25 protein-coding genes are annotated in these 22,213 nt (G+C 45.5%); 3 read left to right on the top strand and 22 right to left on the bottom strand.

Annotation, left to right across the window (positions count from 1 at the left end; translation table 11 throughout):
• Positions 1-25: 25 nt before the first annotated feature.
• Genes LOR49_RS11200 through rfbA form a run of 7 tightly spaced genes read right to left on the bottom strand, consistent with a single transcriptional unit; the run spans position 26 to position 6,886 of the window.
• Complete coding sequence (locus LOR49_RS11200; RefSeq protein ID WP_240376787.1) at positions 26-1,738, bottom strand: DUF6044 family protein; 1,713 nt, start codon at positions 1,736-1,738, stop codon at positions 26-28.
• A complete protein-coding gene (gene rffA / locus LOR49_RS11195; protein ID WP_240376786.1) occupies positions 1,735-2,865 on the bottom strand; it encodes a dTDP-4-amino-4,6-dideoxygalactose transaminase in 1,131 nt (376 codons plus the stop codon). Before rffA ends, LOR49_RS11200 begins: the two co-directional genes overlap by 4 nt.
• Positions 2,866-2,880: 15 nt before the next feature.
• On the bottom strand, positions 2,881-3,246 hold the full coding sequence (locus LOR49_RS11190; RefSeq protein ID WP_240376785.1) for an EamA family transporter: 366 nt from the start codon (positions 3,244-3,246) through the stop codon (positions 2,881-2,883).
• 16 nt (positions 3,247-3,262) lie between these two features.
• Positions 3,263-3,934 carry a GNAT family N-acetyltransferase gene (locus tag LOR49_RS11185; RefSeq protein WP_240376784.1) on the bottom strand — a complete coding sequence of 224 codons (672 nt, stop codon included), beginning with the start codon at positions 3,932-3,934 and terminating at the stop codon, positions 3,263-3,265.
• A 15-nt stretch (positions 3,935-3,949) separates the two neighbouring features.
• Entirely contained in the window at positions 3,950-4,933 is a 984-nt protein-coding gene (locus LOR49_RS11180) for a glycosyltransferase family 2 protein (protein ID WP_240376783.1), read from the bottom strand.
• A complete protein-coding gene (rfbB, locus tag LOR49_RS11175; protein ID WP_240376782.1) occupies positions 4,920-5,963 on the bottom strand; it encodes a dTDP-glucose 4,6-dehydratase in 1,044 nt (347 codons plus the stop codon). Before rfbB ends, LOR49_RS11180 begins: the two co-directional genes overlap by 14 nt.
• Positions 5,960-6,886, bottom strand: a complete 927-nt coding sequence (gene rfbA / locus LOR49_RS11170; RefSeq protein WP_240376781.1) for a glucose-1-phosphate thymidylyltransferase RfbA — start codon at positions 6,884-6,886, stop codon at positions 5,960-5,962. The genes rfbB and rfbA overlap by 4 nt, the downstream gene beginning before the upstream one ends.
• Before the next feature lie 454 nt (positions 6,887-7,340).
• Here rfbA and LOR49_RS11165 point away from each other — a divergent pair, with 454 nt between their 5' ends.
• From LOR49_RS11165 to LOR49_RS11155, 3 genes are all read left to right on the top strand, one after another.
• Positions 7,341-7,928, top strand: coding sequence for an MFS transporter (locus tag LOR49_RS11165; RefSeq protein ID WP_240376780.1), 588 nt, complete (start codon positions 7,341-7,343; stop codon positions 7,926-7,928).
• Between the two features lie 187 nt (positions 7,929-8,115).
• On the top strand, positions 8,116-8,919 hold the full coding sequence (locus LOR49_RS11160) for a TIGR00266 family protein (RefSeq protein ID WP_240376779.1): 804 nt from the start codon (positions 8,116-8,118) through the stop codon (positions 8,917-8,919).
• Between the two features lie 68 nt (positions 8,920-8,987).
• The gene (locus LOR49_RS11155) at positions 8,988-9,359 is read left to right on the top strand and encodes a DUF488 domain-containing protein (RefSeq protein WP_240376778.1); all 372 of its coding nucleotides are present in this window, start codon (positions 8,988-8,990) and stop codon (positions 9,357-9,359) included.
• Positions 9,360-9,396: 37 nt separating this feature from the next.
• Here the strand turns inward: LOR49_RS11155 and LOR49_RS11150 are convergent, their stop codons facing one another.
• From LOR49_RS11150 to eutH, 15 genes are all read right to left on the bottom strand, one after another.
• On the bottom strand, positions 9,397-10,119 hold the full coding sequence (locus LOR49_RS11150) for a YqcI/YcgG family protein (RefSeq protein WP_240376873.1): 723 nt from the start codon (positions 10,117-10,119) through the stop codon (positions 9,397-9,399).
• A 170-nt stretch (positions 10,120-10,289) separates the two neighbouring features.
• Entirely contained in the window at positions 10,290-11,228 is a 939-nt protein-coding gene (mdh, locus tag LOR49_RS11145; protein WP_240376777.1) for a malate dehydrogenase, read from the bottom strand.
• 35 nt (positions 11,229-11,263) lie between these two features.
• Positions 11,264-11,707 carry a BMC domain-containing protein gene (locus LOR49_RS11140; protein ID WP_240376776.1) on the bottom strand — a complete coding sequence of 148 codons (444 nt, stop codon included), beginning with the start codon at positions 11,705-11,707 and terminating at the stop codon, positions 11,264-11,266.
• Positions 11,700-11,987 carry a EutN/CcmL family microcompartment protein gene (locus LOR49_RS11135; protein WP_240376775.1) on the bottom strand — a complete coding sequence of 96 codons (288 nt, stop codon included), beginning with the start codon at positions 11,985-11,987 and terminating at the stop codon, positions 11,700-11,702. The genes LOR49_RS11140 and LOR49_RS11135 overlap by 8 nt, the downstream gene beginning before the upstream one ends.
• Positions 11,988-12,000: 13 nt before the next feature.
• A complete protein-coding gene (locus LOR49_RS11130) occupies positions 12,001-12,651 on the bottom strand; it encodes a hypothetical protein (RefSeq protein WP_240376774.1) in 651 nt (216 codons plus the stop codon).
• 1 nt (position 12,652) lies between these two features.
• Complete coding sequence (locus LOR49_RS11125) at positions 12,653-13,306, bottom strand: phosphate propanoyltransferase (protein WP_240376773.1); 654 nt, start codon at positions 13,304-13,306, stop codon at positions 12,653-12,655.
• A 59-nt stretch (positions 13,307-13,365) separates the two neighbouring features.
• Entirely contained in the window at positions 13,366-13,662 is a 297-nt protein-coding gene (locus tag LOR49_RS11120; protein ID WP_240376772.1) for a BMC domain-containing protein, read from the bottom strand.
• 17 nt (positions 13,663-13,679) lie between these two features.
• Entirely contained in the window at positions 13,680-15,215 is a 1,536-nt protein-coding gene (locus LOR49_RS11115; RefSeq protein ID WP_240376771.1) for an aldehyde dehydrogenase family protein, read from the bottom strand.
• Positions 15,216-15,230: 15 nt separating this feature from the next.
• A complete protein-coding gene (eutL, locus tag LOR49_RS11110) occupies positions 15,231-15,884 on the bottom strand; it encodes an ethanolamine utilization microcompartment protein EutL (RefSeq protein WP_240376770.1) in 654 nt (217 codons plus the stop codon).
• A 12-nt stretch (positions 15,885-15,896) separates the two neighbouring features.
• Positions 15,897-16,898 (bottom strand): ethanolamine ammonia-lyase subunit EutC, encoded by a 1,002-nt coding sequence (gene eutC / locus LOR49_RS11105; protein ID WP_240376872.1) that lies wholly within the window; start codon positions 16,896-16,898, stop codon positions 15,897-15,899.
• A gap of 18 nt (positions 16,899-16,916) precedes the next feature.
• Positions 16,917-18,284, bottom strand: coding sequence for an ethanolamine ammonia-lyase subunit EutB (locus LOR49_RS11100; protein WP_240376769.1), 1,368 nt, complete (start codon positions 18,282-18,284; stop codon positions 16,917-16,919).
• Positions 18,285-18,306: 22 nt separating this feature from the next.
• Positions 18,307-19,749, bottom strand: coding sequence for an ethanolamine ammonia-lyase reactivating factor EutA (locus LOR49_RS11095; protein ID WP_240376768.1), 1,443 nt, complete (start codon positions 19,747-19,749; stop codon positions 18,307-18,309).
• A gap of 153 nt (positions 19,750-19,902) precedes the next feature.
• Complete coding sequence (locus tag LOR49_RS11090; protein WP_240376767.1) at positions 19,903-20,412, bottom strand: EutP/PduV family microcompartment system protein; 510 nt, start codon at positions 20,410-20,412, stop codon at positions 19,903-19,905.
• Between the two features lie 21 nt (positions 20,413-20,433).
• Complete coding sequence (gene eutS / locus LOR49_RS11085; RefSeq protein WP_240376766.1) at positions 20,434-20,775, bottom strand: ethanolamine utilization microcompartment protein EutS; 342 nt, start codon at positions 20,773-20,775, stop codon at positions 20,434-20,436.
• Between the two features lie 35 nt (positions 20,776-20,810).
• Entirely contained in the window at positions 20,811-22,079 is a 1,269-nt protein-coding gene (gene eutH / locus LOR49_RS11080; RefSeq protein ID WP_240376765.1) for an ethanolamine utilization protein EutH, read from the bottom strand.
• Positions 22,080-22,213 lie beyond the last annotated feature (134 nt).

Here is a 22,213-nt window from a genome sequence, read left to right as displayed (position 1 = left end):
CTACATAACAATAGCCGAGTGTTTTTCACTCGGCTTCATAAAGATAAATACGCCAGGCGGAATTGTCATTTTCAAACACCTGCAACAGTTTTAAATTATTGTCAGCGGCGTTTTTTATCTCAACGGCTGACAGTACATAATCCCCTCCCATTTTTTTAAACGCTTCAGTTCCAAAGTCTAAGTCCTCCACAGAAGCGTGTTTATCTTTCGTATAGAGATACTCTTTTCCGAGCTCATCCGTAAACACATACACACGGCTTCCCCACGTATCGTAATAGTTTTCCATTTTTTCGTTTTTCGCGAGCTCCCCTTCTATTATTTCTCGGAATTGATGTTTGTAGGAGAGCGGATACATCGTGACATACATATCAAGTGAGTAAAAACCATTAAAATGAGCGACGGCCGGGTACATACCGATACTGACAATCCGGTAATCTTCCGGCGGCCTGCCGATATAATCTCTAATTTCAGCAAACTGTTCTTCCGCATAGAACTCCCCATACGTTGGCATGCCCGCCCGCGCATACTTCCACTCAAAGTTTTCATAGGAAACGACGAATAATTGCCCGGCGATAAGGAGAGCGATGAGCCAAATCGAGCGTTTGACTGTACGATTGATCACCGTCAGGGCAAGCGCAAACAAGATGTACCATATCACCGCATTTAATAGATGAAACCGCCCGAAGTTAAACGTATTCGTAATCTCAATCGTATTTTTTAAAACACGGAATCCTTCCCAATACCAAAGCGCATACCAAAAGGAAAACAGAGCGGCTAAGAGAAGCAACAACGGCAGAGCCTTTTCTTGCTTTGAATATGCGAGCGCTTCACCGGTAAAGATTTTCCGTGTGAGCTTGCCTACTACTAAGAGGAGAAGCGCAACCAAGACGACATAGATGATAATCGTGTCATGCAAGGAATACGAGTGAGTGTGGGCCGTTAAAAAATTCTCTTGAAAGAGCCCAAGCGTTCGCGAAAACGTATTATACCCGCGGGAGAATTCTACGCGGTGATCGGTAAAGCCTTGTTCGAGCAGCACACCCGTTACAAGTCGGTATTGTTTTACCAGAAAGAGTGCTGACATCCATGCTATGCTAAAAAAGAAACACCAGTTTGCCCGTTTGCTTCGTATCCAGTCTACGAGCCAGAGCACGCCCATCAGTCCGAGAAAAAAAATAAACGACAAGACGAAACTGGAGTAGAATGGCAAGAGGCTGATGATGAGCCAATCTTTCCAGGAAGACTTCCGACCGCGAATGTTTAAAAAAGCATATAACGCTAGTGGAATACCGGCAATACTAGCTCCTCCAAACGGCCAAAATGGCAGCAGTGAAAATGCCAAGGCACTGCCGGCAGCAATTACGATTGAGCTCGTGGTTTCTTTTTTCAACACATAAGAAGTTAAGAAAACATACATACCAAAAAAAGCGATAAAACGCATGAACAGCTCATTAATGGTGAGCACAGTAAGCGGCTTAAATAGATAAAATAATAAGACATACAGGCTGAACTGAGTGTCAAGGGAACCGCGCGGCAGCCCGTTCATCATCACGGCAATCTCTGCACTGCTCGGCGCAAACGTTTTGCCGCTCTCTATTAATGTTTTATACCAGATAACATTGGAATCAAGATGGTCATGAATGCGAACATGAACGTCTTCGCCGAGAAAGAAAAACGGTGAGACATATGCCAAAATAGCCAGAACAGAGATCCCTAAAAGCAGCCGCTCTTTATTCATGCATAGAATCTCCTGACGGCATCTGTAATCGCCTTAATGTCTTCTTCGCGAAGACCGTCATACATCGGAAGCCGCAGCAGCCGTTCGCTTTCTTTCGTAGTATACTCATCCTCACCGTGAAAGCGGCCAAACGTCTGTCCCGCTCGCGATGTATGAAGCGGCACGTAATGAAAGGCACTCTGAATGTTACGGTGCTTCAACCATTCCATCAAGGCTGATCGTTCTTCCACATCTTTTGTTTTAATGTAGAACATATGCGCGTTATGGCAGCACTCTTCCGGTATGTACGGAAGCTCAATTTTCCCCGATTCCGCCTCAGGCTGGAGCTGTTTATAGTAATTCTCCCACGACGCAATACGTCTGGTATTGATCGCTTCTGCTTCTTCTAGTTGTGCATACAAATAAGCCGCATTTAACTCACTCGGCAAATAGGATGAGCCGATATCCATCCATGTATATTTATCAACTTGACCGCGAAAGAACTGGGAGCGGTTCGTTCCTTTTTCGCGGATTATCTCAGCACGCTCCTGCCATGCCGGCGTACTAACCAGAAGGGCTCCCCCTTCTCCGCCACTTGTATAATTTTTCGTCTGGTGGAAGCTGTAGGCTCCTGCATCACCGATCGTGCCGAGCACCTTGTCCTTATATGTACTCATTACCCCTTGGGCAGCATCCTCGATCACAACCAGGTTATATTTTTTGGCAATTGACATAATGGTGTCCATTTCACAAGCCACCCCGGCATAATGAACAGGCACAATCGCTTTTGTACGGGGGGTGATCGCATCTTCAATCAAACGTTCGTTTACATTCATCGTATCTGGTCGTATGTCAACAAATACGATCTTTGCCCCTCTTAAGACGAAGGCATTCGCCGTTGACACAAAGGTATAAGATGGCATAATTACTTCATCTCCCGGCTCTATTTCAGCAAGAAGCGCTGCCATCTCCAAAGCATGAGTGCACGACGGCGTAAGAAGCACACTTTCGCAGCCGGAATAGCTCTCTAGCCACTTCCGGCAAGCTTTCGTAAAAGCCCCGTCACCTGCAAGGTGCTGACTGCCTAGTACTTGATCGATGTATGGACGCTCCCTCCCTGTATAAGGCGGTATGTTAAAAGAAATCATGGCTCTCCTCCTCTCTTAAACAGATTGACTCGTTACAAAGATGCCCGCAACGATAAGCCCAAGCCCAACAACTTTATGAGTCGTAACCGGCTCTTGAAATAGAAAAATAGACAAGAAAAAAACTAGCATAAAGGATAGGCTCATAAATGGGTATGCATAGCTGATATCAAATTTTGTCATTGCTGCCATCCAGAATAGGGAGGCGACAAAAGCAGAAAGAAAACCCGACAAGATCAGCGGGTCCAGTAAAAGCCGAAAAAGGTAACTAATTTTATCAAGTGTCTCTTCCGGCAGGCTTCCATATTTGGAGATACGCCACTTTAACATGATTTGTCCATAAACCGTAAAAAATATCGTTCCGAATATATACACATAACCCACTTCGTAAAATCCTCTCTTAACGGTTGATTTTGTGGTAAATATCTACCGCTTTCGTAAATTTAAAACCTAGTGACGCAACGAGATTCATCATTGCCAGATTAGCGGCTGAAATAGACGTTGCCACTTCCTCCGCACCTTCGTCGAATAACGTCCGCACGGCACGCGTCCAAAAGTATTTGGCCAGTCCGCGCCCTTGATATTCTTTTTTAAATGCTTGCAGAAGTACTTGATTGCCGGAATAAGCAAAAAAACCGGCAAGTTCTCCTTCGTAAAGGAGCCCCCAAACTGTGCCTACGTCATAAAGCTGTCCGAGCCAGTTATCGTAACGCTGATCGGCAAGACAGCGGTCTAATTGGAAATCACGGTGAAAACGGCCATGCTCATAAATGCCTTCGGAAATAGCAATTACCTCTTCTCGTGCCACGTCCCTTGTAATCGTTATTTTGTCATCATCAAACGATACAAACTGCTCTCGCTTCAAAACAGGGGTTAAAAGCGTGTCTGTATAATAAAACCCGTACTGATGAAGCAGCTCCTTGGATACTAACGGGTCGACTTTAATCGTAAAGTGACCTTGCTTTTCAAAGCTCTTTGCCAACGCTTCTTCTGAGTATTCGAGCAGCTCATACGTATCAATTCCAAGTGCACGCTTATCCCAGGGCGTACTACGTAACAAAGCACTTGTCATAACCACCTCTCCTTTCTATTCTCCGCCCTCCGCCGCTGGATAGCCAGAGAGCCTGCCTTCTTCTGACAAACCGGTAGTCTCTTCAATGATATAAAGCGGTCGATTTTTCACTTCATCAAATACTTTCCCCATGTATAACCCTAAGATGCCGAGATTAGCGAATAGCAGGCCGCCGACAAAGTAAATAGATACCATAATGCTCGTCCATCCCGGTACCGGTTCAAACATAAAAAAGTACTGATACATCAAATAAAGACCATAAAGCACAGCACCAAAAGCCAACAAAAACCCAAATTTAATGGAGAGACGAAGCGGCTTATTCGACTGCGACACAATACCATCAATCGCTAGATTCACAAGCTTCCCAAGCTTATAAGACGACTTCCCGTGAATACGCTCATGGTGTTCCACGTTAACGTATGCACAATGAAAACCCATCCATTTTAAAAACAATGGAAAGTTGCGATTTTGTTCGCGAAGCCGTCGAAAATTTTCTACGACCTTGTGCGATGAAATGCTGAAGTTCGCAATCGTTGGATCGGTTTTCCCGTCCGTAAAATAATCATAAATTTTATAGAACAGCCGTGATCCTGAGCGCTTCAACCATGTATCCTGGCGCTCGTAACGTCTTGCAAACACGACATCATAGCCTTCTTGAGCCTTTTTGTACAGCTTGCTGATTTCTTCAGGCTGGTCTTGCAGGTCACAGTCCATCACGACTACCCAATCACCCGAAGCCTGATCAAGACCGGCGGTAATCGCGGCGTGCTGGCCAAAGTTGCGCGAAAAGCGAATGCCCTTCACCCTGTTGTCTTTGTTAACTAGCTGCTGAATTACATTCCATGACTGATCCGGGCTGCAATCCTCGACCATAATGATTTCAAAATGACGAGTGATAGGCTGCAATGTTTCTTTCAAGCGGTTATATAACTGAATTAAACATTCTCCGCATCCGTATACGGGAGTGACCACGGAGAGATGCGGTTTAGTTGTTTTCATGACGGATATACCACTCCACTGTCTTTTTTATTCCAGTTTCAAAGTTTTCTTGCGGCTGCCAGCCAAGTTCCCGGCGTATTTTGCTTGCATCTACTGCATACCTGCGGTCATGACCGGGACGGTCGTCCACAAAGGTAATAAGACTTGTATAGCTGTCCATCCCTGCACTCCCCAGCTGTTCCGGCAAGAGCTCGTCCAACAACTTGCAGATCGTCTCTGCGATATATAGGTTCGTCCGTTCATTATTCCCGCCGATGTTATAGCTTTCGCCGGCATGTCCCTTCTCGTATGCAAGCATGATCCCTTGGCAGTGGTCCTTTACATAAAGCCAGTCGCGGATGTTCTGGCCGTCCCCGTAAATGGGGATCGGCTCTAAAGCACGCGCTTTCCGGATAATGGTCGGGATTAATTTTTCACTATGCTGGTTCGGGCCGTAATTATTGGAACAATGGGTCATCACGGTGTTCATGCCGTAAGTGTGGTAATAACTCCGCACCAGCATATCCGCGCTGGCTTTACTGGCGCTGTAAGGACTGTTCGGTGCATAAGGCGAGGTTTCAGAAAACAACCCTGTCTTCCCCAAAGTTCCGTACACTTCATCCGTTGAAACATGAAGAAAGCGCGCCTCTTCATATCCGGGATACCACTTACCCGGTGCCGGCATCCAGTAACGCATTGCTGTTTCTAACAGTGTAAATGTCCCGTTGATGTTTGTCTCGATAAATAAACCCGGCCCGGTAATCGACCTGTCCACGTGAGACTCCGCAGCAAAATGAAAGACACCGCGGATGTCTTCATCCTTAAATAGTTTCTCAACGAGCGCACGGTCTCTGATATCCCCTTCGATCAAACGATAGTTGCCAAAGCGCCGAAGCTTTCTCTCGGCCGCACGATCTGCTGCGTATGTCATTTTATCAAGATTAATCACGTTCATTTCCGGGTACGTCTCCATTAAATGCTGAATAAAATGAAGACCGATGAAACCTGCCCCTCCTGTTACTAACACTGTCTGGCCTGGTTCATTTCTCATTGCATTAATTCCATTCTGCGGCCGTGATTGCTTTCGAGCCAATACGGAAGATTATCTGTGCGTTCCACAATCCGGAGCAAGTATTTTTTGTAATCACTGTTTTTCATCTCCGCAACCTTCTTCAGCAGTTCGTCCCGGGTTATATAATCCATGTAATACGCGATCTCCTCAAGGCAGGCCACTTTGAAGCCTTGACGCTTTTCTACCGTTTCAATAAACTGTGAGGCATCAAATAATGAAGCTGGAGTCCCGGTGTCCAGCCATGCAAAGCCGCGCCCGAGCAACTCTACTTGTAAGGTATCCTTTTGCAAGTATGCCTTATTCACATCCGTAATCTCCAACTCGCCCCGATGCGACGGCCGGATACTTTTGGCAATATCCACCACCTCATTATCATAAAAATAGAGACCTGTCACCGCAAAATCGGATTTTGGTTTTTTTGGCTTTTCTTCAAGCGATTTCACCCGCTGCCGTTCATCAAATTCGACCACGCCGAACCGTTCCGGGCTGCTGACTCGGTATCCGAAAACGGTCGCTCCTGTTTTCTTTTGCGCTGCTTTTTGCAGAAGCGGTGTAAATCCTTGTCCGTAAAAAATATTATCACCTAAAATAAGCGCTACCCGGTCACGCCCAATGAAGGACTCACCGATAAGAAACGCCTGGGCAAGGCCATCCGGTGATTCCTGCTTCGCATAGGATAGCGAAATACCAAATTGGCTGCCATCCCCAAGCAGTTCTTCAAAACGAGGCGTATCTTCCGGCGTCGAAATGATTAAAATATCTTTAATCCCTGCGAGCATTAACACAGATAGCGGATAAAAAATCATTGGCTTATCATACACAGGGAGCAATTGCTTCGAAATTGATTTAGTCATTGGATACAGTCTCGTACCGCTGCCACCCGCTAATATAATTCCTTTCATAAAAAGTGCCTCCTTATATAGACATACACCAAACTATTCTTATCTTTCCTTTTTAAAATGAAAACAAACCCAAAAACGTTAACCTTTCATTTACAAATTGGTTACACAATTATGGTTAATATTGTAATCATTTAAAAAATATTGAGTATTACATATTTACACACAGTAAAAAGCATTTTACATGCACCGGACTAACTTTGTCCTCTATATTATTAGATGATACTTGCTTTTCTAGTGAGAGTAGATTCAGATACAGTTATGGGTGGTATCTGAAAAGTTTGTCTATTGAATAGAAGGTTGATTTCCACTGCAGGCGGACGCTCTCCACGCGCACGGCCTCGGACCAACAGGATGTTGGTCACAAAGGCGTTGCCACAGGACGTTTGCGCTCTTAGTAGAAGTTCCCTTCCCGACGTGCACGTCCGCGATCGTTGGTGGATTCACACTTGCGGTCATGTCGATCGGATGGCCGATCTGTTCGACTATTGCAGGGAGAATTCTTATAAAAATCGGTTTTATGAAAACAGCACTCATTGGTGCAAGCTGTCTGATGATCGGTTCACTCCTTCTATTAATTTCACAGCCGGAATATGGTCCGGTTCCTACTGGGTTCGGATCGTTTTTTGTCGGGGCGGGGATGGGATTTTGTACGACGACGTATATCGTATCGATTCAAAGTAATGTCGAGTGGAGCATCCGCGGGGTAGCAACAGCTTCCAATATGTTTATGCGGATACTAGGAAACACAATGGGCGTATCGTTAATGGGAGCTCTTTTAAACACTCGCCTCCTTGTGTATTTAGAGGAACACGTCCCATCATCGGAAGAGTCACTTGGACTTGGGTTAGCCGATGCACTTCTTGATCCGGTACAAAGAGAACAACTTCCCAACGATGTCCTCGGGGTTCTTCAAGAAGGACTCGCTATTTCGATTCAAAGCATTTTTTGGTTTATTGCCATTCTTGCTGTTATCACGTTGATTCTGAACGTCTTTCTTCCTAATGCCGTTACAAAAGTAAATGATGATTTCACAAAAAACTAATAATTCACTATTGTCAAATCAAGCTATTCCGTGTACCATTATCCTAACTTATTCATTAAGTGAAGAAATTCAAGAATGTGCGAGAACACGTGCTATTAAAGGTAAAGGCATAGACACCGAGGGCAAACTTTCCACTCAACCTGAAAGTTTGTCCTTTTTCTTGCAGACGAAAATGAGGAGGAAATCAATGAATAACCATGAGATTGATTATAAGCTGTACGGTGATGACATGCAGTTTGTAGAGGTAGAGCTGGATCCGGAAGAAACCGTCATTGCTGAAGCAGGCGGGCTGATGATGATGGATGACGGCATCCGAATGGAAACTATTTTTGGCGACGGTTCCAGCAGTTCCGGGGGCGGAGGCATTATGGGCAAATTGCTCGGTGCCGGCAAACGCGTGATTACCGGAGAAAGTTTATTTATGACTACTTTCACGAACGAAGGGATGGAAAAAAAGCATGTCTCCTTCGCCTCCCCCTACCCGGGAAAAATTATTCCAATCGATTTAAGTGAACAAAATGGAAAAGTAATCTGCCAAAAAGATGCATTTCTGGCAGCCGCTAAAGGCGTGTCCATCGGTGTCGAATTTCAACGTAAACTTGGAACAGGCTTTTTCGGTGGGGAAGGATTTATTATGCAGAAGTTGGAAGGTGACGGAATGGCTTTTATTCATGCCGGGGGCACGATCCATGAACGGACACTCACAGCCGGCGAAACACTGCGAGTCGATACAGGTTGCCTGACAGCCATGACGGGGGATGTCGATTACAACATTGAATTTGTCGGCGGCGTAAAGACTGCCCTGTTTGGCGGAGAAGGTGTCTTTTTTGCTACACTCCGCGGACCGGGCACCGTATGGATACAGTCTTTGCCGTTTAGCAGACTGGCAAGCCGGGTATTTGCCGCGATGCCTCAGGAAGGCGGTTCGAAGGGTGAAGGCAGCCTCGCAGGCGGCTTGTTCGATAACTTCTTTGGCGGTGACAGACGATAGCCCCACCTCCACTCTATGTTTTCTCTTTGGTCTGAAAGGGGAAACATAATAAAAAGGAGGTTATGCACATGGCGGTTTCGATAAAGCGGGTTTATGAAGAACCAGACAAGAATGACGGCGTTCGTGTTCTCGTGGACGGTATCTGGCCGCGAGGAATGAAAAAAGAAGAGGCAGAGGTAGATCACTGGATGAAAGAGGTTGCTCCCTCCAAAGAGTTACGGCAATGGTTTAATCATGATGCTGACAAGTTCCAGGAATTTAAGGAAAAATATAAGGAAGAATTAAAACAACATCAGGAAAAACAAGCAACGCTTAATAAACTGAAACAAGTTGTCAGAGACAATAACAAACAGGTAACGCTTCTGTTTGCCGCCAAAGACGAAAAGCACAACCAAGCACAGGTATTAAAAGAGATTCTGGATCATCAGCCCGGGCATTAGTCGTGAATAGTAATGCCCGGTTTTTTCATGTGTTTTGTTATTTTGGATGGAATGGACACTTACCTTCGATTGGCTCCGTGTCATCGCCGATAAAATATTGCTTCCATTCTCTGTGTTCTGTGTCTCCGTAATGGCTGATATTCGGGTGTTTCGGAATCTTGTCCCACTTTTCAACCCGCTCTCTTACTTTCTCACGGGACATCGCGCCGCCTTTTGAGGTCCCCTCAAGTCCCTCAAAGATGCGTCGCGGTTGAAAGCCGATGACTAAACTGTTGCCTAAATCTCTCGTTTTTCTTTGCTTATAGGCTGGTGCATTCCCAAAAGCAAAGAATGGCTCCCCTGCAAATGAAAACGCCCATAAGTGGTGGTCAGGATCGCGTGGATAACCTTCTGCCCACGGTTTTGTGTCGTGGTCATGTAAATACTGAAGGATATTCCAAAAATACTGTCGATAATAAGGGATCGATTTTTCTTCTTCTTCGGGTTCTACAAACAAAAAGAACCCGTGTCGTATAAGTGGTTGGTCTTCTCCAAATAGAGAATTAAAATCCTCTAAAGTATGAGGTAAATGAGACCAGTCTTCATGGGAAATGTAAGAATAACGCAATTCTCCTTTTTTCTCTGCTGCCATGCCGAAGAAGCATGGAAATGTCTCGTTGGTGACGACATCGTGAAACGTGCTGTATTCTTTTACAACCCAGTCCGGGACGACCCGTGGGTCGCGCATGTCTTCCTTCTTTAACAAATTACTCTTTACCATATTCATGAACTCACCTCGGTAACCAATGATAAATTCCTTGTACCCGTCACACATAGAAGTAAAACAGCTATCGCCTTCTACTTGTTCGCTTCAGAAAGCAGTGTTTCTATAAACAGAAACAAAAAAATCCCATGGAATAAATGCTCCACGAGATTTTCTTTAAGCTAAAGTTATAAAATACTTAATACTTTTTTCACGTCTTCTGCCGAAGCGTCCAGTGCTGTCTTTTCTTCATGCGTCAATGGCAGCTCGATTACACTCTCGATACCATTTCCGCCGAGAATAGTCGGGACACCGAGATAAATATCATGATAGCCATATTCCCCTTCCAAATAGGCGATTGCCGGCAAAATTCGTTTTTTATCCTTTACAATCGCTTCAGCCATTTGCACGATGGAAGCAGCTGGCGCATAGTAGGCACTGCCTTTACCGAGCAGGTTCACAATTTCACCGCCGCCCTTACGAGTTCGCTCTACAATCGCGTCAATCTGCTGCTTCGAGAGAATTTTATCAAGAGGAATCCCACCGGCGTTGGAATAGCGAATGAGCGGCACCATGCTGTCGCCGTGCCCGCCTAATACGAAACCTGACACATCTTCAACGGATACGTTCAATTCTTGGGCGACGAACGTGTTAAAGCGGGCAGTATCCAGCACACCTGACTGTCCGATCACTCGATTCTTAGGAAAACCGGTCGTTTGAAAGCACGTGAACGTCATCGCATCAACCGGATTGCTCAACACTAACACATAGCTCTCCGGTGCGTAGCGTGCAACTTGCTCCGATACCCCTTTCATGATGTCTGCATTGGTCGCCACTAAATCATCCCGGCTCATCCCCGGTTTGCGTGCAATTCCAGCCGTAATAATGACCATATCGGCATCAGTGATATCTGCATAATCGGAAGTCCCGATAATATCAGCATCAAACCGCTCTACCGGTCCTGCTTCAAGCATGTCGAGTGCTTTTCCTTTTGTCGGATTTTTCATCTCTGGAATATCTACGAGTACAACGTCGCCAAGCTCTTTTTGGGCAAGCAAAAGAGCGGCTGTTGTTCCAGTGAAACCTGCCCCAATGACAGCGAATTTTCTACGTTTAAATGATGACATAGTCTGCCCTCCAACTTATTCCTATTGGTCACGTGCTATGACTTATCGGATTTCGTATTGGTTGTTTTCTTCTTTTTGGGTGCCGAGGTTTTAGCCGTTTCTTTCTTTTCCTGTTTCGTTTCCTCACTCACAGTAGACTGTTCTTCCTCATCAACTTGCTTTTGACTGGCAGGGGCTTCTTTAGCCTCCGCTACGGCTGCCTTTTCTTCTTTTTTCTTAATAAGATCCCGTGTACCGCTATCTGGATGAGGGATCACATACGCGGATATAAGCGTACCTACTCGTTCCGCAGCCACTTTTCCGGCTTCTACTGCAGCCTGCACGGCACTAACGTCCCCTTCTACTAAAATCGTAACGAGGGCAGCATCAACTTTCTCTTGATTGACGAGGCTTACATCGGCTGCTTTTACCATCGCATCTGCAGCCTCAATAGAAGCAATCAACCCCCGTGTCTCAATCATTCCTAACGCTTTAGACACGACCATCCCCTCTTTCTACTTCGATCGAATCGACAATTCCGATTACCGCGGCATCAATAGGCAATTTAAACTCCGTGCTAATAAACGAAGCAGAAGTACCTTTTGTCACCATCACTTGATCTCCTACTCCGGCACCGATCCGGTCCACAGCAATAAAGCGAGAACGGCTGGATGCTTCTGCGTAGGTAGGCTCGGGCTCAATGACTAAAAACTTGAGGCCGGTTAAATCATCTTCTTTTCGAGTAGCCCAGATATTCCCAACTACTGTACCAACTACCATGTCATCCTCCCCCTCATGACTCCAAAATGCTGATTGTTATCCCCATTTCTCTTGCCGTATCTCGTGCCAAAGGGGTGATGATCGTGTCAGCTGAAACGATAATCTGTTTCCCTGTCCACGTCTCTACCTTTTGATGTGTCAGCAGTTTATCCGGATACCTATTTGCATGTTCGGAGTGAGCACTTGGTTGCATATTATTTGCCGGTCTTAACGTTTCTATAGTTGTAAACTGCACACCAAATTCCTCAAGTTGTTTTTTATACTGCAGAAGGTGTAATCGATATGCATTATGCTGATATCCCACAACAGCGTTTTCCATCCACTGCAGTGCCTTTGACAGGACCATGTGCACGGAACATCCCGCGGTCATCAGCTCGGCAAACAATACACTCTGAGGACTGTCCGCAAGGCCGAGAGCTCCCTTCACTAACAGATCTTGGTCTACCTCTAAAAACACGGCCCTCTCTACTAGAGCAGAATGTGCAGCATAATCAGCAGGGTTAACCAAGGTGACGTTCCAATATCTGTTTAAGAAAGCAAGTTGTGCCTCCATGTCAGCGGACGCAGGATGAATGGCAAGTAGAGGGGGTTTTTTCGGTTTTTCCCGCTTCTCCATTTTCTCAAGGACTTGCGTGACAATGTCTTCAATCAATCGCCGGTCCATATTAAGATTCTCCTGTCTTGAACAGTGTTCCCGTGTCCCCGGTTTCAATTAATCCTGCGTTTGCCTCATCCGTGTCAATATGCATTTCCAGTTTGTACTTTGGAGATGTACGGATAAGGACATTCTCAAAGCGAATGGAACGATGGGCATTTTTACATGCCACACTTACAAGATCACCATTATCTACACGAAATCGATCTGCATCTTTCGGTGTCATATGAATATGCGTTTGTGCGATAATCAAGCCTTCTTGCAAGTACACACTACCCTTTGGACCTACTAATGTGACAGGAGAAGAGCCGGATATATTACCTGACTCACGGACAGGTGGTTTTAAACCGAGCGTAAATGTATCAGTCTTACTGATTTCAACTTGTGAAGCCTTCCGTAAAGGTCCGAGAATGCGAACTTTTGAAATGCTTCCTTTCGGGCCCGCAATCGTTACCGTTTCATTAGCGGCAAACTGGCCAGGTTGGGATAAATCGACTTTTTTAGTTAATTCATAACCTGGACCAAACAACGTATCCAAGTCTTTTCGCGTTAAATGACAGTGCCGCGCAGAGACCCCAATAGGGATCTCTGACGCGGTGCTGTTACTTTCCATTAGTTGTTTCACTACTTCTTCTACAATTTGGCGAGTGTCACGTTCCATCATAGGCTGGTCCTTCCTTTCTCTGCACTGATTGCACTTTTAGTCAGTAGCGGAAAGAGGGATTATGCGTCCGTTCCGATCTTTGGAAGGATACCATCCAGTTCATTGTGAGGACGAGGAATTACGTGTACAGACAGAAGCTCACCGACACGCTGTGCTGCTGCACTACCTGCATCTGTTGCTGCTTTCACAGCGCCTACATCCCCGCTTACTAATACTGTGACAATACCGCCGCCTACGTGTACTTTTCCAATCAAGTTCACGTTTGCTGCCTTTACCATAGCGTCTGCTGCTTCTACAGATGCTACCAAACCTTTTGTCTCGATCATTCCAAGTGCTCCATTAATTTCTCTTGCCATTTATAATTCCTCCCTGGTTATTGGTTTTGATATTTTTTTAAAACGTCTTGCACGAGTGCAGACACCATATTTGGATCCACCGCATTGTCAGTGGTGTTCACATTTTTCATGACTTCGCTGACGATCTCTTCTACATTATCTTGTTTCGCTGCAGAAGATGACGATTCCTGCCCTGAGTTTCCTTTTGGCTGAGGGATGTTGACATCCTTAATCCCATAAGCGAGCCGTTTGATGTTAATCAAATGGCGGGCACTAATATTATCACCTGTAATGTTGCCGCCGTATGAGCCGCATCCAAGAGTCATGGATGCTTCGAGTCCTGTCGTACCACCTACTGCTCCGACAGAAGCTAATGTATTGACCATTACACGGGAAACAGGCATTTCTTCTCCATACATATCAGCGACTTTGTCGTCATTCGTATGAATGGAAAAGCTGTGACCTCTGCCGCCCAGATCCAAAAGCTTTATGCAAAGCTCTTTTGCTTCATCTGCATCACGAGCTGTATACAGCGCAAAAATAGGTGCAAGTTTCTCGATGGAAAATGGTACATCCTTCGCAATCTTGTCTTCTTCCGCGATCAGTAAACGCGTGTCTTCTGGCACTTCAATGCCAGCCATGCTCGCGATCACTTTCGCCGGCTTGCCGACTATATCAGGATTTAGCTTTCCTCGGATAGGCGAGATGATATCTTCAAGTTTTGCTTTTTCAGAAGCATTCACGAAGTAGGCGCCGTTGTTTTTCAGCTCCCGGACGGACATCTCTTTTACATTTTGATCGACAACGATTGATTGTTCGGTTGCGCAAATCGTTCCGTTATCAAAGGTCTTGCTGTCGACAATCATTTTGGCTGCCTGCTTCACGTTTGCAGTTTTCTCAATGTAGACCGGCACATTCCCCGGGCCTACCCCGTAAGCTGGTTTCCCTGAGCTATATGCAGCTTTCACCAAACCCCCGCCTCCTGTGGCGAGTATCAGGTTGATATCATTATGATGCATAAGCTCATTCGTAGCTCCCATCGTCGGTTTTGAGATCCAGCCGACAAGGCCATCCGGGGCCCCTGCTTCCACCGCAGCCTGGCTGCAAATTTTCAAGGCTTCTATTGTACATTTCACCGCACGCGGGTGAGGACTGACTACAATAGCATTCCGTGTTTTCAAGGAAATTAATGTTTTGAAAATAGCCGTTGAAGTCGGATTTGTTGTCGGTATAATACCGGCAATGACACCAAACGGATAAGCAATCTCCTTGACTTTGTTAGCCCGATCTTCACGGATAACCCCTACCGTTTTTTCATCTTTAATCGTTTCATATACATCCCATGAGCCTACTTCATTTTTAATCTTCTTATGTTCTACGACGCCCATGCCGGTTTCTTCAACAGCTAACTGAGCTAGAGAACCTGCTTCTTTATAGGCAACATTCGCTACATGTTTTACGATTTTATCGACCTGTTCCTGTGTGTAACGGCTGTACGTCTTTTGTGCTGTCTTTGCTCTTTGCACAGCCGTTCTCATCTCTTGGATCGATTGCAAATCACGATCAAAATCCACTTCCAACACTCCTTCCTAATAACGTTTGGGATCCTGTGCCGTATCCATCACAGAGTCTCGAAAAGCATCCGCCGCTGCTTTACAAGCGGATTGCGTTCCTGTCAGAAGCCCGCCGCCAAAGTTCGTTTCGGTCGGTGGCCCGTAAAACGTTACGAGCTGAACGTCGGCAGCTTTTAAAGCAGCATCCAATCCGTACATCGCTTCAAGAGGAGGTGCGATTAAATAGGCGAGGGGTTCCCCTTGCTCAATCCCTGCTTCTTTCGATAAAAAGGACCCTGTCCTCGCGACAACGTGAGCGAAAAGGCAGTGTGTCTTTTCATCGTTAAGAGCTTCAAAGTAGGCATCATATTCTACCGTTTGAATGGCTGCATCTAATCCACTTTTCACTTCATCCGGGTTCGGACCTGATAAGATGCCGATGAATTCACCGGATAAAGGACCGGACGCGTGATCGGCCCCGGCGTAAAAAGATCTGGCATATGCAACTTCCACATCTGCCCGTTTCGTCGCTTCATCCAAGGCTGTAACCCCTACGTCGTCAAGTGTGACTGTGAACATAGCAAGGCTGCGGTGGTTTGGATTAAGATCCAATTGGGAAGCAAGAGCTCCGTCTACATTAGGGATGACCCGGGCAGCTAGCAGGTCAGCATGAATTGGTGGCAGCTTCATTCTGTCATCCTCCTATTGTTCCTTTTGGACAAGCGAAACACCGCTCGCTTCATATTTCATTATTTTCTCGACGACGCTTCCAAGATAAGCTCCCGCTTCTACGGGCGGGATACCGCCGCTGTGAATGTTGGAGACGACCATTCGATCTGCCTCGATCGTCCCGTGCCTCGGCTCGTAACACATATAAGCACTGAGAGATTCAGCACTGACAAGTCCCGGCCGTTCACCTATTAATAAAATGACTACTCTCGGTTGCAGCAATTCCCCAACGTCATCCATAACAGCAACTCTTCCTTTTTCAATGTAAAATGGGGTGCCGACGTCAAACCCTAAACTATTAAGGGATTGTTCGAGAGACAGGTAAACGTCTTCTACATTTTCTTCAACCGCTTTTGAACTCAGACCGTCAGAGACAATAATTTGTACTTCGGGCTGAAATTTACACGTTTCTTTGATCAGCTTTTTCGCTTCATCGGAGAGACGTCTTCCGTAGTCAGGGCGGCGGATATAGATGTCGTTATCCGTCACCTTCGTCTGCACGGTAAAAAGCTTCAATGAGTCTAAAATAGACCCAGTGACTTCTCCAGACACCGCATCAACTGCTGCAGCATGATCATAGCGGAACTTCAGCCACGTATTCGTCTTTGGTCGCGGTCCGACTCTCCCGACTCCAATACGGGCAGGTGTCTTACTCATTAGCTCTTTTAACTCATCACTTGGAGCCTCTTCCTGCTTAACGTTGTGCTTCTTATGTGGATGACCATGATCAGATGATTCCGCAGGCTCTTTTACCCGCTTAACCGTCCGGCCTTCGGTAGGGAACGGTGAAAATGCGACATTTCCATCCACGTTTTCTTCCTTGGCAGAAGAAGAAATTGTCGTTGCTTCCGGAGAAGCCGTTTGATGATTCCATATTTTAACTTCTTGTTCTTCGGTAGATGGTTCATTGGACGTTGGTTCTTCTAACTTCGATAGTACTAACTTGGTCACCTTTTCTACTAGAGTTGGATCCAGATCCATTACTTGCACCTCCTACTTGGAAAAGATGGTAGCATCACCGGCACGCTTACTTAGGGTGCCATCTGCTTCTATAATTTCCATCTTGTGAAGCCATTCTTCAAATTGCGGAGCAGGACGCTTATTCAATGTCTGCCTGATCGTCGCCACGTCATGGAAGCTCATAGACTGATAATTTAACATACAGTCATCGCCCATCGGTGTTGCGATGATGAAGTTCACTCCTGCTGCCGTAAGCAGTATACCTAAATCCTCAATGTCATTTTGGTCAACTTTCGCGTGATTTGTATAACAAATGTCAACCCCCATTGGAATAAGGTGCATTTTACCCATGAAATGATCTTCTAAACCGGCACGAATAACTTGTTTATTATTATACAAATACTCAGGACCGATAAAGCCTACGACAGTATTTACAATGTACGGATCATAACATCTGGCAAACCCGTAATTGCGTGATTCAAGAGTCATCTGATCGACACCGTGATGAGCCTCTGCTGAAAGTTCAGACCCCTGTCCGGTTTCAAAGTAAAGCCGTTGAGGTCCCGTGCCTGTCCCTTGCAGACGGGCAAGTTCATTTGCTTCCTCTAAAAGAGAAGCAGTAATCCCGAATGAACGATTCGCCTTTTCGGTACCGGCAATACTTTGGAAAATCATATCGGCAGGGGCCCCTTGTTCAATGGCCCGCATTTGTGCGGTAACATGGGCCAACACACAGTTTTGCGTCGGTATTTCCCATTCCTCAATGAAATCATGGGTAGCATGGAGTAAACGTTTGACGCTCTCAACGGAATCATCAACCGGATTGATACCAATAACGGCGTCTCCGATCCCATATGAAAGTCCCTCTTTTAACGAAGCCATCATGCCTTCAACATTATCAGTCGGGTGGTTCGGCTGAAGCCGTGATGTAAGTGTCCCTTTGTGGCCAATCGTAATGTTGCATTTCGTAAGAATTTCAAGTTTATTTGCCGCATGAACTAAGTCTAAGTTTGACATTAACTTGGCAGAAGCTGCGATCATTTCGCTCGTTAAGCCTCGGCTGATCCTTTTCAGCTGTTCGCTCCCTGTTTCAGTTGCCAGTATATATTCTCTCAACTCTGCGACAGACCAATTCTTTATGGTACTGTAGATTTTCTCATTGACCTGCCCATCAATTAAACGGGAAACTTCATCTTCCTCGGGAGGCACGAGCGGGTTATTACGGATATCAGCAAGCGTCAATTCACTAAGTACTTCTTTAGCAGCAATTCTTTCCTGCACAGTTTCCGCCGCTATTCCCGCCAGCCTGTCTCCTGATTTCTCTTCGTTTGCTTTTGCGAACAGATCCTTTAAAGTTGAAAATTGATATGTTTTGCCTAAGTGTGTGGCACTAAGTTTCAACGCAAAGCCCCCCTTTCAAACATTAGTGAAACGCCAATGTCTTCACTACTACCGGCACGACCCCTGATTGCAGTAGTCTGCCGATATCCAGGTAATCTCCGTGTTCGACTCGGATCTGATCAACACAGACCGCACTTTGCTCTTTATACTGTGTATTAATCGTCTGCCCTAATGCCTTTGCGAGATCACGTTCCAGGACGATGACTAGCGGCTGCCTCGGTACTGGCTTCTTCTGAGCAGCCTCCACTATCGTCCGGGCTAATCTTTGAATATCCCGGAAACCAATAAGTGGAACATCCGATAAGTATAAAGCAAAATTCTGCCCTTCTCGATTCGGGTCGAATATTTGTACCCCTTCTTCGATCAAAGCAGGCAATTTCTGCATACCGTGCTCAAAATCGTTAGTAAAATCAATATTATAGACCGGTAAATTCTTTAGCGGCAGTACGTCTGTGTCGACTTGAATGGTCACACCGCTGATTTCAGTTGTCTGTGTTCCCGCCCCTAAAACGGTAGCACGGACCGTTTCATTCGGAGCAAGCCACTGCCATTCCGACAAATCTGTGCTCCCTGTCAGCGAAGAAGCCAGCAGCATACCGATATCTCCGTACATGGCACGTGCTTCCTCATCATTTTTCTCGAGCTTGTATATACATTCGGAGACGCCTCCTGAGAACATGATCGTGTCAATATTCCCTTCCCAGCTCGGTTCGTGCCCCAGCAACAGATCCTTATCAGCATCGGTCAATTCTTTTCGAAGCATACGCGCAATAACAGAAGCCATATAATCCGTAATCTTCTTACTATCTAATTCTGCATAAAGGCTGCCGATCTCAAGGGAGACTCCCAGACGGCTGCACACATTTTCGAGAGCAGGAGAAATATATTGAATCCTATCGTCTCTCATCTCTATCAACTTTCCGCCTATATGGAGAGTGCACGTACCAAGCAGTTCACCATTACGATAAACGGCCGTATTGGCAGTGCCGCCGCCAATATCAATATTGGCAATCGTTTTGTTGAACTCCTCCGAATATGCGTGTGCGCCTGATCCTTTAGCTGCGATAATCCCTTCCAAGTCCGGGCCGGCAGTTGCCACTAAAAATTCACCGGCGTGATCGGAAAGATGATGAATCATCTCCTGGGCGTTACTCTTCGTCGCAGTCTCCCCCGTAATAATAACGGCGCCTGTCTTAATTTCCTCTGCTGAAATACCTGCTTTTTCGTATTGAGATACGACTAACTTTTCCACTTCATTCATATCAATTTCAGTCGCAGAAAGAAGGGGTGTGCGGAAAATCGGACTTTCGTAAATGACTTCTTTGTCAATAATTTCAATGCGCGGAACATGTGAGGTACCTGCCATGTTCATAAGGGAAAATCTGCTGATAACAAGCTTTGTAGTACTTGTCCCAATATCTATACCGACACTTATGATTTCTTCTGCTGCTTTGGAATTTCTCATAAACCGTACACCACCTCCGCAAGCATTAAACCCACTCTTGTAAAAAAAGCGCCTCATACAGGCGGCCATGTGACCGCTGTACAAGGCGCCTTTGCCTTCATTCTATTCACTTTTGTTCCAACTCATCTACTTAAAATAGTAGGACAAAAATGATCATTTGTAAAGGGTTTCATGGTAGACAACGTTGTTATCATTTACCTCTTCTACATAGTGTTTCATATCATGAAGCGAGTTGAGCTGAACAAGGTTTCGTATTTCCTCAATACCTTGTCCTGTATAAGCAGAGGTGGTAACAATCGGACCTTTAGGCATTACTTTTTTTAATTGGGAGACTGCCCTTACAATATCCGCCTCCTCGGCGTCTGCTTTCGTCACGACACCAATTGGCAGTTTATTAATACCGGTACTGAACCCAGGCGGAAAAATAGACTTTTTTTTCGTTGCATCTTGAATGTAAAGAACGTGTGTGACTTCTAAGGCTGTCGCCATAATGTTCTTATAAAAGAGCGGATTTTCAGTGTATTCACCCGGTGTGTCCACTATCCAGTCGTAATAATGAAGAGTCTGTGTTTTTTTTGCCTTGACTTCGCGGCCGAGAAGGGCCTTTGTAAGGGTAGACTTTCCAGCTTCAATGGCCCCTATAATCATCGCTCTGTTTTTCATCACGGATAGCTCCTTTCCCTACTATGATTTAGTGATAGTAGCAGGAGTATAGGCAAGCGATTCTTTAAGGAAACGATTAACCTCTTGCATCGCCATTTCCACTTCGGAAACACTGCCAACAATCACCAAACTACCCGTAAAGCGATCAAGAAAGCCAATTTTCACATGGGCTGCTTTTGTTGCATAATCGCCCGCGATGATAACTGTTTCACTAGGGGTCAAGGTCATGATACCAAGTGCGCCAGCCTGATCTACACCTAATTTTTCAAACATATCGGGCTCCGGGTTCGCAATCAAATGGCTAAGAGTAATCTGCTTTCCTGGCACAAACTCTTGTATAAATCGTTGCTTTTCTTCATCCATAAAACAACCCTCACTTTAAAATGCTGCGAAATGTGTTAATTTGCTTTCGCTTCACTTACATCACCGTGTAACTCTTTATCTCTATATTCATCTTCGCCAATGATTCCCATTTCCCTGTCTTTCTTCTCTAAATCTCGCGCTTTTGGTACTGAAATCCAATAGGCAATACCAATTGCGATAAGGCCTGCAGATAATTTACCAATTACAATTGGCAAGATCAACGTCGGCTGGAAGTTTGCAGTAAAAGATAAGTGGTCACCAAGTAGGAAAGCCGCACAAACGCCAAATGCGATGTTTAGTACTTTGTCTTTTGGCGGCATGGAACGAACCAACTTGAACATCGCTAAAATGTTCGCGATCGTTGCCACAAGACCGGCACTTCCCTCTTTGCTTAAACCAAGCATACGCCCAATAGATTGTAATGGCGCGGATGCATATTTTTGTAATAAATACACCATCGGGAATGCCCCGGCCAACATAATACCGATATAACCGGCAGTTTCTAAGGCACGGAATTGGTCTTCGGTATCCGCCATAATCGGATCAAAGCCCCAACCCATTGTCGAAGAGAACAAACCAGTGAAAACTTCCACAATTGAGAAAACAAGTACAAGCTTAATACCTGCATCCATAATACGCCCGAACCACATAAAACCTCGAACCATAAGGTCTGGCAAGAAATATAAACCGAGTGCAATAATGATAACAAATATAAACAATGGTGTAACATTCAGCAGTACTTTTCCATATCCCCAGGCAAATTCGTATGCTGAATCTGAAGTTGTGGAGATAACGTCCCGCACTTTAGAATTAGTCAGAACAATGATCGAGGAAGCAATAAACACACCAATAGGGATTGTCAAAACACCGGACATAACCCCAAGTGCCATGTATTTGTGATCACGTTTATCAAGAAGTGCCAGCCCCATCGGAATAGAGAACACAATGGTTGCCCCGGCCATAAAACCGGTAATCAACGCCATGATCAAACCTTCCTGAGACTGCTTTAACACATCAGCGAGCGGATAACCTCCCATGTCGGAAGCGAGAATCGTTGTGGCAGCAATAGCCGGGTCAGCCCCGATCATTCCGAAAAACGGACCTGCCACTTTATCTATGAATAAAGATAAATAAGGAATAGACGCCATAATCCCCGCAGCCGGTACAAAAATGTGCCCAACTTGGTGAATCCCTTCCATGAACTGGCCGCCTAAGCCGTGATCACTGTCCCGGATTGCAGCAATCGCACCCGCAACAGCACAAGCCATAATAATATAAATAACAATATTACCAACCATCACCATAAAGCATTACCTTCCTTTCTTTCTTAAACATATTAGGATATTGTTAAAAATTTATCAGTACAAAGAATCTGACTCGCAACGAGAACCACTTAAAAAAAGCAAAAAGGTACCATGCGAAATGCTCCGCATTTCGC

It is taken from the genome of Bacillus piscicola (assembly GCF_022458745.1).
Lineage (GTDB): Bacteria > Bacillota > Bacilli > Bacillales > Marinococcaceae > Alteribacillus_A > Alteribacillus_A piscicola.
The sequence above is the reverse complement of the archived record's forward strand: the minus strand, read 5'-3'. Positions and strand labels throughout refer to the sequence as shown.